The sequence below is a fragment of the Mesorhizobium sp. M1B.F.Ca.ET.045.04.1.1 genome, assembly GCF_003952465.1.
Lineage (GTDB): Bacteria > Pseudomonadota > Alphaproteobacteria > Rhizobiales > Rhizobiaceae > Mesorhizobium > Mesorhizobium shonense.
Genome location: NZ_CP034448.1, coordinates 4,107,819 through 4,124,376, shown reverse-complemented (window position 1 = coordinate 4,124,376; position 16,558 = coordinate 4,107,819). Strand labels below are relative to the sequence as shown.

Genomic DNA, 16,558 nt, shown 5'->3' with positions numbered 1-16,558 from the left:
AAAGATCGCGATGCGCTTTAGGTCCCAAGCCTTCGTAGGAGTTGAGCTTTGGCGGGAAAGGGCCATAAGTCGGGGAATGACGCAGCCGAAGAAACCGCCTCCCTCTATCAGCCAGGCTGACTACCAGCGGCTGTCGGAATTCCGCTATCTGATCCGCCGCTTTCTGGAATTCAGCCAGATTCAGGCGAACGAGGCGGGCTTGACCCCGCGCCAGCATCAGGCGCTGCTGGCAATCAAGGGTTACCCCGGCGGTGGACCGGTGGCGGTCGGCGATCTGGCGGAGCGGTTGCGCATCCGACACCACAGCGCCGTCGAACTGGTGAACCGTCTTGCCGAGGCCGGATTGGTCACAAGGGATCAGGACAAGGCCGACCACCGCCGCGTTCTGCTCCAGCTCACACCTCTCGCCGACGATCGCCTGGCCGAATTGTCGGCCGCTCACCTCGACGAGCTTTCGCGCATCGAGCCTATGCTGCGGCGCCTGCTTTCGCGGCGGGAGCCGGTTTGAGCCACAGCCAAAGCGCCGAACTCGCGGTGTCTTGACCGGATGAGCCTCAGCCGCCGTCCAGCGACTTCAGGAGATTGTCGATCGTGAACGGATTGGCCTTTGGTTTCGCCGGCTCTGAAGCGGAACCGTCGTTGACGCCGGGAAGCGACCGGTCGATCTTTGGCGCCTGCTCAGCCGCCTTGCGTTGGGCTTCCAGCTTCGCCTGCTCGGCCTTCCTGCGCTCCGCCTCGGCCCGCGCTTTGACCGCCTTGTCGGCCGCCTGTTGCTCCGCCCTGGCCTTCGCTTCGGCTTCAGCCTGCGCCTGCGCCTGCGCCCGCGCCTCGGCCTCGGCTTGAGCTTTGGCGTCGGCCTCAGCCTTGGCCCTGGCATCCGCCTCTGCTTTCGCGCGCGCATCCGCCTCGGCCTGGGCCTTCGCGTCGGCCTCTGCTTTGGCCCTCGCCTCTTCTTCCGCCTTGGCTTCCGCTTCCGCCTTTGCCAGCGCCTCTGCCTCGGCTTTCGCCCTGGCCTCGGCTTCGGCCTTCTGCCGCGCCTCTTCCTCTTGCCGGCGCAGTTCTTCGGCCGCACGGTCGCGCTCGGTCTGCAGCGCCGCGTAATAGCGCACCTCGCGCCGCAGCCTCTGTTTCTCGAGCAGTTCCGCCTGCATTGCCTCGACCCGCTGCTGTTCCTTCTCCAGCGCGCGCTGGGTGAGGAACTGGGCCAGCGGCTCGCTGTCGAACTGGCGCGTCGTCGCGCCGACAGGGCCGGCGAGGCTGAAGTTTACAGCCGGCGCGGAGCCGACCAGCGCCTCGTCGCCGGGACGATAGGTGAGCGCCCCCTTTGCCGTGACGGTGCTTGTGTTGATGTCGGCGGTCACATCGGCCGTCAGCACCGCCGCGGGATTGTCGAGGCTGATCGGCGGCGCCCGCAGCGTGCCATTGGCAACGGTGAAGGCAATGTCGCTGTCACCCGCCGCGAAACTGCCCTCCCCAGCGATCCCAGGCGCGAAGCCGGCGGTCTTGGCGGCGTCGATGTCGCGCCCGATTGCGTCGGCCCTGGCGATGATGGCGGCAAAGGCGTCGGGATTGATGCCGGCGATATTCAAACCTTTCACCGCCGCGGTCCCGGACCCGGACAGAGCGGCGATCATCGCGTCGACCGACTTGCCGCTGGTCGACAGCGCCGCCGAAATATCGCCGCTGCCGCTGACACCCGAACCAGGCAGCAGCGCGGAAAGATCGCTGCCCGCCAGCTTCAACTGACCTGAAAACAGGCCCGTGCCTTCCGTGTTCTTAAGCTCGAACAGGCCGGTCAGCGCGCCGCCATAGAGCTTGGCCTTGAGGTCCGAGACATGGATGCCTTCCCGGTCGAGCTTCAGCGACAGGGCCGCATCATGCGCTGTGGCGAACGGTCCGGCGGCCAGCGCCGCCGCGTTGAGGTCGAGATCGGCGCTGAACGGCAAGGTCGACTGCTGGCTGAACGGCGCCGTCGGCCAGCCACCGCCTTTCGCGGCGAGGAAAGACTGATCGCCGAACAGCGACACAGCCAACGGATCGAGATCGAGTTCGTCGAGCGCCAGCGCGCCGGCGAGATGCGGCAGCCCATCTTTCATGTCGACGTTGACGTCACCGGACACCGCGGCCCTGTTGATCGCGCCGGCGAACCTGCTCAGCACCAGCAGCCCATTGCCGAAATCGGCGTCGGCGGCAAGCGATGCCGACGTGCCGGTGCCCATGCCCGGCAACCCGACGCCTGTCGTCATGAGCCACGGTTCGATATCGGCGGCATCGAGGTTGACCTTGCCCTTGGCGGTCGCGCCTTGCTGCGTCTCCGCGACGGTTCCGTCAAAGCTCGCCCGGAAATCGTCGGCCGTCAGATTGAAGCTGGTCGCCAGGCCGCCGCCGAGCGAGCCTTTCGCCGAGAGATCGGTTGCCGCCTGTCCAAGCATGCCGAGCGGCAGCGCCGGCAGGCCGTAAAGCGCCAGCAGCGTGGCGGCGTTCTCGTTCCTGGCGTTGAAGGTGAGCGACACAGGCGCATCGAGAAGCCGGTCCGCGGTGCCCTTGCCCGAGAGCGAGGCCGAAAAGGCGGACCCGCCGGCCTTGCCCTGCGCCGAAAGCGCGAGCCCCGTGGTGCCGTCGCCGTTGTCGGCCGCACTCGTCACCAGGTCGATACGAGCGTCCTGGAACAGTTCGGGATAAGCGGCTGCACGGTCGGCCAGACCCTTCAGAACCTGATTGTCCGGATAATGCTGCGCCGCGACGTCGATGAGCGGCCTCAGATCCACGGCCACGACCGAAGCGTCGAGCTTGCCGGTCGGGCTTTCCGGAAAATCCTTGACGCGCCCCGTGGCGCTGATCGAGGCGCCCGCAAGCCCGCCGACCGAAAGCCGGTCGATCTCAAGCAGGCCCTCGCGCAGCCGCAACGCCGTATCCACCGTGTCGGCGGTCAGCCCGCCGACGCTGACCGGGCCTGCCTTGATCTGGAAATCGAGGTCGCGGTCGGCGAAGCGGTTGGCGCCCTTGTCGCTGACGAAGATCGAGGCAAAGGCCGCCAAGCCGTCGACATCGAGCTCGCCGCCCTCCAGCCGCATCAGCACCGAGGGCCTCGCGCCGTCGGGCTGGCTGGAATCAATGCTGCCGGAAAACTTCGCCTTGCCGAGGATGAGTTCGAGATCGCTGAAGGACTGCCGGTTCTCGCTGAGATCGACCTTGGCCTTGAAGCCCGCCGCCGGCAGCCGGCGGATCGCATCGTCGACATCCTTCGACAGCCAGGCGGCGAAACCGGAGGGCTGTCCGACAGCAAGCAGCAAGGAACCCGTAAAGCCGAACCGGTCTTCGACGCTCAGCATGCCGTCGGCTTCGAGCGTCGCCCGGCCGGGCAGAGTCGCGGCAAGCGACTTCACCGACCAGCCGCCCTTGACGGGCTCCGCCGAAAGCCGCACGTCGCGCACCGTCGTGTCGCCCGCCACCACCGCCGGCAGCCTGACCTCGACCGTGCCCGGTATCGTCGGCTTCGGCATGTGCAGCAGCGTCTGTTCGAGCGCCGCGATGCGCTGGTCGAGCGTCAGCCCGGTGCCCGCGGATGCGCCCACGGCCTCGTCGAACTGTACCTGCGCCCCGCTGGCTTCGATCGAGAAATGCGGCTTGAGGCCGAGATCGACCGACGCCTTGCCATCGGCAGTATATGGATTGTCGAGCGGCCCGGTTTCGAAGCGGAATTCGTCTACGCCGAGCTTCTGGTGATCGAGCGCGAATTTGCCGTTCAGCCGGAAGCCCGGATCGGACTTGCTGGCGCTGACCTTGACCGGCTTGCCGTCGGTGCCCCGCAGTTCGGCCGGGTTCTTGTCGGCCCCATTCTTGTCGGAGGCCGAAACCTTGAACTGGCCGGAATAGACCGCAGCGCCCTTGACGATGCCGGCATTGCCGTCGGTCTCGACGACCAGCGGATAGGCATCCGGGTCTGCCTTCAGCCTGAGCCGCATCCGGCCGTCTGCCTCCACCTTGCCGGTGAAGGCCGAGACTTCCGTGCGCAGCCCGTCGAAGCGCAGCGTGCCATCCATGCGCCACGGGCCGGCGAGCGACTTGGCGGAAACGGTCGAGTTGATTTCGGAGATGAAATGGCTGCGTCCGCCGGCGGCATGGCGCAATTCGATCTGACCTTCGGTCACCGTCAGCTTCTCGATCGCGATTTGACCGGGATCGAAGGGTGTCGACGGGCGGATGGCCCAGTCGACCGTGCCGTCGCCGGCGACGTCGATGGTCGCCTTCGGATGCACCAGCCGCATGTCGAAGATCAGCAACTCGCCGCGCAGGAAAGGGGCGAGCTCGGCATCCATGGAGAAGGTCTCCATCGTCATTGCCGGCTGGCCGCCAGGACCGCCGGCGACCTCGACATTGGAGAAGGTCACCGAAGGGAATGGCAGCAACCGCGCGGTCGCATCGCCTTTCACCGTCACCTTGCGGCCGAGGATGGTGCTCGCCTCGCGCTCGAAATCGGCGCGGTAGCCGGTCCAGTCGATGAAATACGGCACCACCAGCGCCGCGCACAGCACCAGCACGAACAGCCCACCGAAGATCACGAACAGGCGTGCGAGCATTTTCTCCCCGGATTGAAAGTCAGCCGCACTCTACCCGCATCCGCGTGTCGATAAAGAGGCAATTCGCCGGTGTCGGCGCGCAATCAAGGCAGCGTCCGCTGTTGCGTGGTCGCTCGCGATCGCGATATCTTTTTGGAATGCACTCTGCCTCAAGTGGCCACGCCCGGTCGCGATCATCCGAGCCAAATAGCGAAACGTGGAGCATTCCCGATGTCAGGCAAGAACTGGGACAGGGTGCCGATCGATGCGCAGAGCGTCGATGCCCCGCTGTCGCTCGCCGCGGTTTTCCTCGTCGTCACGGTCGGCAGCGACAAGGCAGCCCTCTCGAAGGTGGCCTCGGTGCTCGGCGCGCTTGACGATCTCGTCAAGAATGTCGGCTTCCGCGATCTTTCCGGCCGGCTGTCGTGCATCGCCGGTATCGGCGCCGACCTCTGGGCGCGTCTCTCGCCGGACCGGCGACCGCGCGAACTGAAAGCCTTTGCGCCGGTCAAGGGACCGGTCCATTCGGCGCCGTCCACGCCGGGCGATCTTCTCTTCCACATCCGCGCCGAACGCACCGACATGTGCTTCGAGTTCGAGCGCATCTGCTGGACAGTCTGCGCGGCAGCGTCACGGTCGTCGACGAGGTCACCGGCTTTCGCTATTTCGACGCGCGCGACCTACTCGGTTTCGTCGACGGCACCGCCAACCCGACCGGTCTCGATTTGCCCGCCTCGGCCCTTGTCGGCGACGAGGACGCCGAGTTTGCCGGCGGCAGCTATGTCGTCGTCCAGAAATATCTGCACGATCTTGGCGCCTGGGCGGAAACGCCGACGCACCTCCAGGAAGAGATCATCGGCCGCACCAAGATCGACAACATCGAGATCGATGACGACGACAAGCCACGCAAGTCGCACAAGTCGCTGGCCACCATCGAGGACGACGCCGGCAACGAATACGACATCCTACGCGACAACATGCCTTTCGGCCGGCCGGGCCAGAAGGAGTTCGGAACCTACTTTATCGGCTACACCCGCTATCTGTGGGTGATCGAAAAAATGCTGCAGCGCATGTATGTCGGTGAGCCGCCAGGCGCCTACGACCGGCTGCTCGACTTCTCCACGCCACATACCGGCACGACCTTTTTCGCGCCCACCCGGCCCATGCTGCAGAAGCTGGCCGACGGCGCGCAGGGGTAATCCGCGGCGACTCGATCATCCAGCCGCCGGCAAGATCTTACCCGGGTTCATGATGTTCAGCGGATCGAGCGCCTGCTTGATCGTGCGCATGACGTCGACACCGTGACCGAGCTCGTGGCGCAGGAAGCCGACCTTGCCCTGGCCGATGCCGTGCTCGCCGGTGCAGGTCCCTTCCATGGCGATCGCGCGCATGTTGAGCCTGGCGACAAACTTTTCCGCCAGTGCGATCTCTTGTGGGTTGTCGACATCCATCAGCACCAGCACATGGAAATTACCGTCGCCGGCATGGCCGACGATGGGTGCTACCAGCCCCATATCCGCGATGTCGGCTTCGGTTTCGGTGACGCATTCGGCGAGCCGTGAGATCGGCACGCAGACGTCCGTGGACAGGCCCTTGGCCCCCGGGCGCAGCGTCAGCGACGACCAATAGGCATCGTGCCGCGCCTTCCAGAGCTTTGTCCGTTCCTCGGCGACGCTGGTCCACAGGAACGGTCCGCCGCCCTGTTCCTCCGCGATCATGCCGAACATCTCGGCCTGCTCGGCGACGCCCGCGTCGCTGCCGTGGAATTCGACGAACAGGCACGGGCTCTCGGGATAGTCGAGCTTGGAATAATTCTTCATCGCCCGCATCTGCAGCGCGTTGACCAGTTCGATGCGCGCCACCGGAATGCCCATCTGGATGGTCGCGATCACCGTGTTGCAGGCGGCCTCCAGGCTGGGGAACGGGCAGACGCCGCCGGAGATCGCCTGCGGAATGCCTTGCAGGCGGAGCGTCAGCGCCGTGATGATGCCGAGCGTGCCTTCCGAGCCGACCAAGAGCCGCGTCAGGTCGTAGCCGGCCGAGCTTTTCTTCGCCCGCTTGCCGGTCGTCACCGTCTCGCCGTCCGCCATCACCGCCGTAAGCGACAGCACGTTCTCGCGCATGGTGCCGTAGCGCACGGCGTTGGTGCCGGAGGCGCGCGTTGCCGCCATGCCGCCGAGCGAGGCGTTGGCGCCGGGATCGATCGGGAAGAACAGGCCGGTGTCGCGCAGGTGCCGATTGAGGTCCTCGCGCGTCACGCCCGGCTCGACCGTGCAATCGAGGTCCTGCGGATTGACCGAAAGGATGCGGTTCATCCGCGAGGTGTCGATCGAGATGCCGCCGCCCGGCGCATTGGTGTGGCCCTCGAGCGAGGAGCCGACGCCGAAGGCGATGACCGGCACGCGATGCGCCGCGCAGGCGCGCACGATCTCCTGAACCTCCGGAGTGGTTTCTGCGAAGACGACACCATCCGGCGCCTGTGTCGGGATATAGGTCGTGGTGTGCGCGTGCTGGCCGCGGATCGCCTCGCCGGTCTGAAAACGCTCGCCGAACCGCTGCTTGAGGATGCCGAGTACCGTAGCGATGCCTTCCTCGTTGCGCTCGACTGGGTTGAGGTCGCTCAAAGCCATGAATTCCTCCGCGAATGGACCAGCGGCCACTCTTGCCATGCAGCTATGGATGATGCCTAAAGCAATTTCAGGAAAAGTGTGAAGCGGTTTTCCGTCCGGAATTGCGCCAAAACAAAGAGAACCTCACCAGCCACGCCCTGTCCAGCGACGATCGAGGAAAACCAGATGACGATGCCCGCGCCGATCATTTCCAGCCCGATGGCGATCGAGAAGGATTGGATCGACTATAACGGCCATCTCAACATGGCCTACTACAATGTGTTGTTCGACCGCTGCTCGGACGAGGCGTTCGAATTGATGGGCATGGGGCCGAACTATGCCAAGGAACGCCGCCTCACCATCTACACGGCCGAAGTCCATGTCTGCTACGTTCAGGAGCTTCACCTCGACCACAAGGTGAACGTCTCATTCCAGCTCATCGACCATGACGAGAAGCGGCTCAGGGTCTATCAGGAAATCCGTCATGTCGACGGCTGGCTGGCCGCGACGTCCGAATCGCTATCGCTGCATGTCGATATGGCCGGGCCGAAGGTCGCTCCCTTCCCGGCCGATGTGATGGCGCAGGTTGAAGCCATGCGGGCCGCCCACGCGGCACTGCCAATGCCGGAGCGCGCCGGTCGCTCGATCGGCATCAAGCGCAAGAGCGCTTGAAGCACGCAAACGCCCACGTTAACCTTACCAAGGTTTTAACGTGAACAAGTCACTTGAGTCCGTTGAACGACTCAGTGGCCCGTTCGAAAACCGCCGCACCGGGTTTACGCGCGGGCGGCAGGCGGAATGCGGTGCGAGGACTGTGCATGAAAACCGACATCAAGGTCGAAGTGGAGCGGTTGGCGGCCGATCCACGCATCACCGACTATGATTTCTGGCGATCGCTGAAGAACGTCAACAACGAGATCTTTCACATAGCCAACAACAACGAGCCCATCCCCTTCGACATGATCCGCTGGCGCGCGATCCTGAAACAGGCGCGCATGAAGCGGGGGCATGCATAAGCAATTCCAGGAAAAGTGCGCAGCGGTTTTCCGTCCGGGATTGCGCAAAAAAATGCCGAGCCCTCAGCGCTCCCTTAAACCACCAAGCGGCGAGCGCGGCTCGACCGGTGACGATTGGATGATGGCGGTGTTGGTCATCGCATAGGGAATGATCTTGTCGATCACCCGCTCCAGTTCGGCCACCGAGCCGACATGCGCCAGCGCGATGAAGCAATCCTCACCGGTCACCCGGTCGCATTGCGCGATTTCCGGCAGGTCGCGGATGATCCCGGCCACGACGGCGAGTTGCCCGGGCACCGGCCTGATCCGCAGCCATGCCGACAGCTTCAGGCCGAGCGCCGCCGGATCGATCCTCACCGTGTAGGCCTCGATCACGCCGTTCTCCTGCAGCTTGCGGATGCGTTCGGCCACGCTCGGCGGCGAGAGCCCGACCGCGCGCGCCAGCTCCGCCGTGCTGGTGCGCGCATCCTTCTCCAGGAGCCGTAGGATCTTCAGGTCGGCGGCATCCAGGCCGGCATTTTCATTTCGAAGGCGTTTCAAAGGAATTCTCTTTCTTCAGAAAGGTGACGGCCGTCAAAGCCGTTCATCGCTCATATAAATCGCGAAGATCGCCTGCGATAATGATCTCATGAATTCCGAAGTGCAAGTTCGCGCGACAAACCGGGCCACTGGCGACACCGACGCTGCGCGCCCTGCCTTTGCCGGACTGGCCAATGCGCTGCCGCCGCATGTCTGGTTCTGCGTCAGCGCGATTTTCCACTATCTCGGGCCGGCCTTCGCCGTGCTGCTGTTCGCTCAGGTCGGCGTGCTCGGCATGGCCTGGCTGCGCATCGCCACTGCGGCGCTGATCTTCGCGCCGCTCACCCGGCCATGGACCGTCTTCGCCCGGGCCGACCGTTCGGCACGGCTCCTGCTGTTGGCCTTCGGCGCCTGCCTGGCGGTGATGAACTGCGCGTTCTATCTGGCTCTCGACCGCTTGCCGATTTCGCTGGTCGCCGCGATCGAATTCGTCGGCACCATCGGCGTGGCGCTGGTCGGCCTTAGAAGCCGGCGCAATTTCGCGGCGCTGGCCATCGCCGTCGCCGGCACCTTGCTGCTGATCGATATCAAATGGTCCAGCGATCCGATCGGCCTGTTCTGGGCGTTTTTGAACGGCGCCTTGTTTGTCGGCTACATCGTGCTGGGCCACCGCATCGCCCAGACCGGCATAGGCATTGCCGGCCTCGGCACCGCCATGGCGATTGCTTTCCTCGTCGTGCTGCCGATCGGCTTCGACCAAGCGCTGCCGGCCTTCTCGGCGCCGCAGCTTTTGATCGCCGCCATCGGCGTCGGCGTTTGCTCCTCGGTCATCCCCTATATCTGCGACCAGCTCGCCATGGCGCGGCTGCCACGCGCCAGCTTCGCGTTGATGCTCTCGCTACTGCCGCTCACGGCGACGCTGATCGGCGTCATCGTGCTCAGGCAGGTTCCCAGCCTCACCGATTGCTTCGGCATTGCGCTGGTCGTGGCAGGCGTCGCCATCCACAAGCCGGCGCAGGAGTGATCCGCCGACGGCGCCGTCGAGATGTGTCGAGTCTCAGGTCAGGCCAGCTTCTCTTTCAGAAACGCGACTGTCCGCCCCCAGGCGAGATCGGCCGCCTTCTTGTCATAGCGGGTGGCCGAGGTGTCGTTGTTGAAGGCGTGGTTGACGCCGTCATAGACATAGACCGTGTATTCGACATGCGCGGCGTCGAGCGCCTTCTTGTAGGCATCGATGCCGGCGTCGATGCGTTCGTCCAGCCCAGCATAGTGCAGAAGCAATGCGGCCTTGATCTTCGGCACGTCCTCGGCTTTCGGCTGCATGCCGTAATAGGCCACGCCGGCGCTGAGGTCCGGCGCATTGACGGCGAGCGTGTTCACAGTGCCGCCGCCCCAGCAGAAGCCGACCGCGCCGACCTTGCCGTTGCCGTCTTGGTAAGCCTTGAGGTACGCGACTGTAGCTACACCGTCGGCCGCGACCTGTTTGGCGTCGAGCTTGGTGAACATGTCGCGCGCCTTGTCCTCGTCGGCAGGCGTGCCGCCGAGAGGCGACAGGAAATCAGGCGCCAGCGCGACAAAACCTTCCAGCGCCACGCGCCGCGCGACATCGCGGATATGCGGGTTGAGCCCCCGGTTCTCATGGATGACGATGACGGCTCCCGCCTTGCCGGATTGACCTGCCGGCTTGACCATATAGGCCTTCACTTCGCCGTTGCTGCCGGGATAGGTGACGTCCCCGCCTTTCACGCGCGGGTCGTCCTCGGCAACGACCGCCGCCTTGGCCGAATTCGCTGCCAGCATCGGCACGATCGCCGCGGCCGCCGCGCCCGATCCGGCGAGGCTGGTCAGTTGCTCCATGAAGCGCCGTCGGTCGAGGGTCAGATGCGTGTACTCGTCATAGGCATCGATCATCGCCTGGGTGATGATGGGTTTGCTGGCACGTTTGGTCATGGCTCTCCTCGACGTCCACACAGGGTTGACGCGCAAGATAGGGTTGAGGCTTGCACGGTCCAGTCACGGACGGATGACGATTTGGTGCGCCCGAACGCATGCGTCGCAGCACGACGAGCACCTTGGGGGCGAGCCATCACATTTTGGTCATTTCCGAAAGCCTTGATGGAGCTGTCACATAAGCAAGGAAGGCCGCCGATGCTGCTCGCCAATCCATGCGACAAAAAGGGGAATGCCATGAACGTCCAGGACATCTTGAACACCGTCTCGCAAAAGGCAGGACTCGACCAGCCAACCACCGAGAAGGTCGTCGGCACCATTTTCTCCGTGCTTGAACACGAAGCGGAAGGCACCAGCATTTCTTCGTTCTTCGATAAGATCCCCGGCGCCGATGCGCTGGCACAGAAATACGATGTGATGGCCGCCGGCGCCGCGCCCGGTTCAGGCGGCGGCTTGCTGTCGTCGCTGCAGGGCGCGCTTGGCGGCGTGCTCGGCGAAAAGGCCGGCGCGCTGATCAACGGCGTCGCGGTGCTTAAGGAGTCCGGCCTCGACATGGCGCAGATCCGTCAGGCCGGCGAGACCCTGATCAAGCAGGCCGAGGCAGCCGCCGGCCCGGATCTCACCAACCAGGTGCTCGGCCAGGTGCCCAGCCTGAGGGGCCATCTGGGCCTCTGAACGGACGGGCGCAGCTTCACTACTTCGGCAGCGTGTAGGCCATCACATAGTCGCCCGGCTTGGTGCCGACCGAGCCGTGGCCGCCGGCAACGATGACCACGAACTGGCGGCCGTCGCCGACCGTGTAGGTCATCGGTGTCGACTGCCCGCCCGCCGGCAGCCTTGCCCGCCAGAGCTGTCGGCCGGTGGTGAGATCGTAGGCGCGTAGATAGTCGTCGACCGCCGCGCCCAGGAAGGCGACGCCGCCCGCCGTGATCATCGGCCCGCCGATGCCGGGAACGCCGACCTTGAACGGCAGGGGCAGCGGCGTCATGTCGTAGACCGTGCCGTTGCGATGCCTGTAGGCGATCTGACCGGTCCTGAGATCGACGCCGGCGACATAGCCCCAGGGCGGCGCCTGGCAAGGAATGCCGAGCGGCGACAGGAACGGTTTCAGCACCACCGCGTAAGGCGCGCCCTCGTTGCGGTTGAGCCCCTGCTCGCTGCCTTTGGTGTTGTCGCCCGGCGGCGGCACGTCCGCGCGCGGAATGAGCTTCGAAATGAAGGCGAGATAGGTCGGCATGCCGAACATCACCTGCCGCACCGGGTCGACCGCGACGCCGCCCCAGTTGAAGACGCCGAAATTGCCAGGATAGATCAACGAGCCCTGCAGCGAGGGCGGCGTGTAGCGTCCCTCGTAGCGCAGTTTCCTAAGCTCGATCCGGCACAGCATCTGATCGAACATGGTGATGCCCCACATGTCGGCGCCGGTCAGCGGCTTGGGATTGAACGACAGGTCCGAGGCCGGCTGTGTCGGCGAGGCATGATCGCCTTCGATCGCACCGCCCGGCGCCGGCACTTCCTTCACCGGAATGATCGGCTCGCCGCTGCGCCGGTCGAGCACATAGAGGTCGCCCTGCTTGGTCGGCCCGATCAGCGCCGGCACGATCGCGCCGCTGGCCGAGGTGATGTCGACCAGCGTCGGCTGGGCCGGCACATCCATGTCCCACAAGTCGTGATGCACCAGCTGGCGAACCCAGCGCAACTGCCCGGTGTTGAGGTCGAGCGCCGTGATCGAGGACGAGAATTTCTCGACGTTGGCGCTGCGGCCCATGCCGAGCTGGTCGGGCGTCTGGTTGCCGAGCGGCAGGTAGAGCAGGCCAAGCTTCTCGTCGGCGCTCGCTGTCGACCACATGTTGGGCGAGTTGTTGGTGTAGTTTTGCCCCGCCGGCAGCGGCGTCGTCTGGTCCGGATTGCCTGAATCCCAGTTCCACAGCAAAGCGCCGGTGCCTGCGTCATAGGCGCGGATGACGCCCGACGGCTCCTCGGTTGAATAATTGTCGTTGACCGCCCCGCCGACGATGATCTTGCCGGCGACGATCAGCGGCGCCGACGTCGAATAATAATAGCCCGACTTCGGATAGGGCATGTTGGCAAGCAGGTTGAGCGTCCCGCCTTCGGCGAAGGACGGACACACCTGGCCGTTGGCGGCATCGAGTGCGATCAGCCGCGCGTCCGACGTCGGCAGATAGATGCGCGCGGCGCAAGGCTGTCCGGCCGCGATCTTGGCATCGGCGTAGTAGGATACGCCGCGGCAGGTCTGGTGCTGGCGATTGCTGTCGACCTTGATCTTCGGGTCGTAGCGCCATTTCTCCTTGCCGGTTGCGGCATCGACGGCGATGGCGAAATTGTGCGGCGTGCAGATGAAGAGCGAATCGCCGATCTTTAGCGGCGTCACCTGGTAGGTTGTCTCCTCGATGTCGTCGGGACCTTTCACATCGCCGGTGCGGTAGGTCCAGGCCGGCTGCAGCTTGGCGACATTGTCGGGCGTGATCTGGTCGAGCGGCGAATAGCGCTGGCCGAACGGCGTGCGGCCGTAGAAGTACCATTCGCCGGCCGACATATCGGCGCCGAGATTGGCAGTCGGCGTCACCTTGTCGGTGTCGAGCGTGCCGCCGATGTCTTCCGGGTCGACGGTCATCGAATAACCGGCCACCGCGAGCGAGGCCAGCACCGCCAGGATCAACGGGGCGCGTCCGTCCGGGCCCTTGAGCGCTCGTCTGACCCATGGCGTCAGCAGCCAAAGTGCGACAAGCACAATGATGCCGCCGCGCGGGCCGAGCTGCCACCAGTCGAAGCCGATCTCCCACACCGCCCAGCATAGCGTGCCGAGCACAAACGCCGCGTAGAGCCAGAGCCCCGTCGACCTGCGGCGGAAGATAAGAAAGGCGGTGACCAGGAAAGCGAGACCCGCGATCGCATAGTACCAGCTGCCGCCCAGCGAAACCAACCAGATGCCGCCGCCGCCAAGCGCCAGGCCGATGAGGAGGAGGACGAGGGAGGTGATGGTGACAGCCAAGACGATACTCCTTCGACTGTTGCGCGGTTGCGGCGCCTCTCAGGCAACGGCATGCCGTCCCTGCCCTGTCGGCAGCTTTCCCTCACCGGCAGCGCCTGTCAAGCGAACCGGAGCAGCGCAAAAATGGAACAAAACGTAGACACTTCTGGCCTTTCGCCGCCGAATCACTACATTCGGGGCGATGTCCGGCTTTTCGGAAGACATGCCCTTCTTTGACGAACCGAATGCGCGGCCCGCTGCCCCGTCCGGCATTGCCGCGCGCGCCATGGCGGCCCGCAGCGCGCAGAACCGCGCGGCCGACTACCTCAACGGCCTCAATCCCGAGCAGCGGCTCGCCGTCGAAACAACTGAGGGTCCGGTCCTGGTGCTGGCCGGAGCCGGCACCGGCAAGACGCGGGTCCTGACCACGCGCATCGCCCACATCCTTGCCACCGGCAGGGCCTACCCTTCGCAGATCCTCGCCGTCACCTTCACCAACAAGGCCGCGCGCGAGATGAAGCAGCGCATCGGCATCCTGATTGGCGACGAGAATGTCGAGGGCATGCCCTGGCTCGGCACCTTCCACTCCATCGGCGTCAAGCTCTTGCGCCGCCACGCCGAGCTTGCCGGGCTGAAATCCGATTTCACCATCCTCGACACCGACGACGTGGTGCGGCTGATCAAGCAGCTGATCCAGGCCGAGAACCTGGACGACAAGCGCTGGCCGGCCAAGCAGTTCGCGCAGATGATCGACAACTGGAAGAACAAGGGCCTCGGCCCCGATGAGATTCCGGAAGGCGATGCGCGCAGCTTCGGCAACGGCAAGGGCCGCCAACTCTACAAGGCCTATCAGGAACGGCTGCAGACGCTGAATACCTGCGACTTCGGCGACCTGCTCTATCACCCGATCCGCATCTTCCGCGCCTATCCGGACGTGCTGAAGGACTATCACCGCAAGTTCAAATACATCCTGGTCGATGAGTATCAGGACACCAACACCGCGCAGTACATGTGGCTGCGACTGTTGGCGCAGCGGCCGCAATCCTCCCCCTTGAGGGGGAGGTGCCCGCGAAGCGGGCGGAGGGGGTTGCCGCAGAAGGCACCGCCCAGTCATCAAACGCCAGGGCGTCGAGCACTGCCGCGAGGACCTCACCCGACCGGGCTTCGCCCGGCCACCCTCCCCTCAAGGGGGAGGGAAACCGGCGCCCGTCCCCCGTAAATATCTGCTGCGTCGGCGACGACGACCAGTCGATCTATGGCTGGCGCGGCGCCGAGGTCGACAACATCCTGCGCTTCGACAAGGATTTTCCGGGCGCCACCATCATCCGGCTGGAGCGCAACTACCGCTCGACGGCGCATATCCTTGGCGCGGCCTCGCATCTCATCGCCCACAATGAGGGCCGCTTTGGCAAGACGCTGTTTACCGACCGCGACGACCCCGAGGACGACAAGGTGCATGTCCATGCCGCCTGGGACTCGGAGGAAGAAGCGCGCGCCGTTGGCGAGGCGATCGAGGCCTATCAGCGCCCCGACAGACATGGAAATCGGCACAATCTGAACGACATGGCGATTCTCGTCCGCGCGTCCTTCCAGATGCGCGCCTTCGAAGACCGCTTCATCACGCTCGGCCTCAACTACCGCGTCATCGGCGGTCCGCGCTTCTACGAGCGGCTGGAAATCCGCGACGCGCTCGCCTTCTTCCGCGTCGTCGCCAACGGCGGCGACGACCTCGCCTTCGAGCGCATCGTCAACGTGCCGAAGCGCGGCCTCGGCGAAGCCACCATCCGCCAGATCCACGATACGGCGCGCGCCATGCGTATCCCGATGCTGGAGGCAGCCGCGACGCTTGCCGAAAGCGACGAGCTGAAGCCGAAGCCGCGCGCGGCGCTGCGCGAGGTCGCGGCCAATTTCGAACGCTGGCAGAAGGCGCTGGAAACCACGCCGCACACCGAGCTTGCCGAGACCATCCTCGAGGAGAGCGGCTACACCGACATGTGGAAGAACGACCGTTCGGCGGAAGCGCCAGGGCGGCTGGAGAATCTCAAGGAGCTGATCCGCTCCATGGAGGAGTATGAATCGCTGCGTTCCTTCCTCGAGCATGTCGCGCTGGTCATGGAGGCCGAGCAAGGCGAGTCGCTCGATGCCGTCTCGATCATGACGCTGCATTCGGCCAAGGGCCTCGAATTCGAGACCGTCTTCCTCCCCGGCTGGGAAGAAGGCCTCTTCCCGCACCAGCGCGCGCTCGACGAAGGCGGCCGCTCCGGACTGGAGGAAGAGCGCCGCCTCGCCTATGTCGGCCTGACGAGGGCGAAAAAGAACCTGCACATCTGGTTCGTCTCTAATCGCCTCATCCATGGGCTGTGGCAATCGACGATCCCGTCGCGCTTCCTCGACGAATTGCCGGAGACCCATGTCGACGTCGCCGACGGCGGCAATTCCTATGGCGGCTACGGCAATCCCTATGGCGGCGGCTCATTCGCCTCAGGCCGTGGCGGCGGCCGGCAAAATCCCTATGGCGCCTCGCGCTTCGACAATATCGGCGCCAAGGATCAGGGCAGCTTCTCCAACACCTATGCGACGCCCGGCTGGCAGCGTGCGCAAGCGAACCGCACCGAGGCGACCGACCGCAACTGGGGCACTCGCTCCGGCCACCAGGTCGAGCGCATCGGCTATGGCGAGACCGACTCTGGCTACGGCGCCGGCCGCACCAGCGTGAAGGGCCGCACCATCGAGGGCGAGCTGGTCGCCAAATCCGTCGCCGACACCCCGTCCGCCTTCAAGCTCGGCGACCGCGTCTTCCACCAGAAATTCGGCAACGGCAACATCGCGGCAATCGACGGCAACAAGCTGACCATCGACTTCGACAAGGCCGGCCAGAAACGCGTGCTGGACGGATTCGTCACCGGCGTTTGA

10 protein-coding genes and 2 pseudogenes are annotated in these 16,558 nt (G+C 65.0%); 7 read left to right on the top strand and 5 right to left on the bottom strand.

The annotated features are described in order from the left end of the window. The first annotated feature begins 76 nt into the window (after positions 1–76). Positions 77–508 (top strand): helix-turn-helix domain-containing protein, encoded by a 432-nt coding sequence (locus EJ071_RS20280; protein ID WP_126099464.1) that lies wholly within the window; start codon positions 77–79, stop codon positions 506–508. A 46-nt stretch (positions 509–554) separates the two neighbouring features. Here the strand turns inward: EJ071_RS20280 and EJ071_RS20275 are convergent, their stop codons facing one another. Next, positions 555–4,580: an AsmA family protein gene (locus EJ071_RS20275; RefSeq protein ID WP_126099463.1), complete on the bottom strand. Its 4,026-nt coding sequence runs from the start codon at positions 4,578–4,580 to the stop codon at positions 555–557. 210 nt (positions 4,581–4,790) lie between these two features. Between EJ071_RS20275 and EJ071_RS20270 the strand changes: the two are divergent. Further along, a pseudogene (locus EJ071_RS20270) lies at positions 4,791–5,758 on the top strand (Dyp-type peroxidase). 15 nt (positions 5,759–5,773) lie between these two features. Here EJ071_RS20270 and EJ071_RS20265 read toward each other — a convergent pair. Beyond that, positions 5,774–7,189 carry an FAD-linked oxidase C-terminal domain-containing protein gene (locus EJ071_RS20265; protein ID WP_126099462.1) on the bottom strand — a complete coding sequence of 472 codons (1,416 nt, stop codon included), beginning with the start codon at positions 7,187–7,189 and terminating at the stop codon, positions 5,774–5,776. 165 nt (positions 7,190–7,354) lie between these two features. Between EJ071_RS20265 and EJ071_RS20260 the strand changes: the two genes are divergently transcribed. Then, positions 7,355–7,840, top strand: a complete 486-nt coding sequence (locus tag EJ071_RS20260) for a thioesterase family protein (RefSeq protein ID WP_126099461.1) — start codon at positions 7,355–7,357, stop codon at positions 7,838–7,840. A gap of 146 nt (positions 7,841–7,986) precedes the next feature. Continuing rightward, entirely contained in the window at positions 7,987–8,184 is a 198-nt protein-coding gene (locus EJ071_RS20255; RefSeq protein WP_027168755.1) for a hypothetical protein, read from the top strand. A gap of 63 nt (positions 8,185–8,247) precedes the next feature. On the opposite strand, the gene EJ071_RS20250 is transcribed toward EJ071_RS20255, so the two are convergent. Then, a complete protein-coding gene (locus EJ071_RS20250; protein ID WP_126099460.1) occupies positions 8,248–8,724 on the bottom strand; it encodes an Lrp/AsnC family transcriptional regulator in 477 nt (158 codons plus the stop codon). Between the two features lie 178 nt (positions 8,725–8,902). Here EJ071_RS20250 and EJ071_RS20245 point away from each other — a divergent pair, with 178 nt between their 5' ends. Then, positions 8,903–9,727 (top strand): DMT family transporter, encoded by an 825-nt coding sequence (locus EJ071_RS20245; protein WP_245460346.1) that lies wholly within the window; start codon positions 8,903–8,905, stop codon positions 9,725–9,727. A gap of 38 nt (positions 9,728–9,765) precedes the next feature. Here the strand turns inward: EJ071_RS20245 and EJ071_RS20240 are convergent, their stop codons facing one another. Further along, positions 9,766–10,653: a dienelactone hydrolase family protein gene (locus tag EJ071_RS20240; RefSeq protein ID WP_126099458.1), complete on the bottom strand. Its 888-nt coding sequence runs from the start codon at positions 10,651–10,653 to the stop codon at positions 9,766–9,768. Between the two features lie 237 nt (positions 10,654–10,890). Here EJ071_RS20240 and EJ071_RS20235 point away from each other — a divergent pair, with 237 nt between their 5' ends. Then, on the top strand, positions 10,891–11,328 hold the full coding sequence (locus EJ071_RS20235) for a hypothetical protein (protein WP_126099457.1): 438 nt from the start codon (positions 10,891–10,893) through the stop codon (positions 11,326–11,328). Between the two features lie 19 nt (positions 11,329–11,347). Here the strand turns inward: EJ071_RS20235 and EJ071_RS20230 are convergent, their stop codons facing one another. Beyond that, a complete protein-coding gene (locus EJ071_RS20230; RefSeq protein WP_126099456.1) occupies positions 11,348–13,666 on the bottom strand; it encodes a glucose/quinate/shikimate family membrane-bound PQQ-dependent dehydrogenase in 2,319 nt (772 codons plus the stop codon). A 181-nt stretch (positions 13,667–13,847) separates the two neighbouring features. Between EJ071_RS20230 and EJ071_RS20225 the strand changes: the two are divergent. Beyond that, positions 13,848–16,558 (top strand): annotated as a pseudogene (locus EJ071_RS20225) (UvrD-helicase domain-containing protein).

Bases quoted from the DNA above. Each gene is read 5' to 3' on its own strand.
- EJ071_RS20260 (WP_126099461.1), top strand. From the start codon at position 7,355: ATGACGATGCCCGCGCCGATCATTTCCAGCCCGATGGCGATCGAGAAG.
- EJ071_RS20240 (WP_126099458.1), bottom strand. From the start codon at position 10,653: ATGACCAAACGTGCCAGCAAACCCATCATCACCCAGGCGATGATCGAT.
- EJ071_RS20280 (WP_126099464.1), top strand. From the start codon at position 77: ATGACGCAGCCGAAGAAACCGCCTCCCTCTATCAGCCAGGCTGACTAC.
- EJ071_RS20265 (WP_126099462.1), bottom strand. From the start codon at position 7,189: ATGGCTTTGAGCGACCTCAACCCAGTCGAGCGCAACGAGGAAGGCATC.
- EJ071_RS20255 (WP_027168755.1), top strand. From the start codon at position 7,987: ATGAAAACCGACATCAAGGTCGAAGTGGAGCGGTTGGCGGCCGATCCA.
- EJ071_RS20275 (WP_126099463.1), bottom strand. From the start codon at position 4,580: ATGCTCGCACGCCTGTTCGTGATCTTCGGTGGGCTGTTCGTGCTGGTG.
- EJ071_RS20235 (WP_126099457.1), top strand. From the start codon at position 10,891: ATGAACGTCCAGGACATCTTGAACACCGTCTCGCAAAAGGCAGGACTC.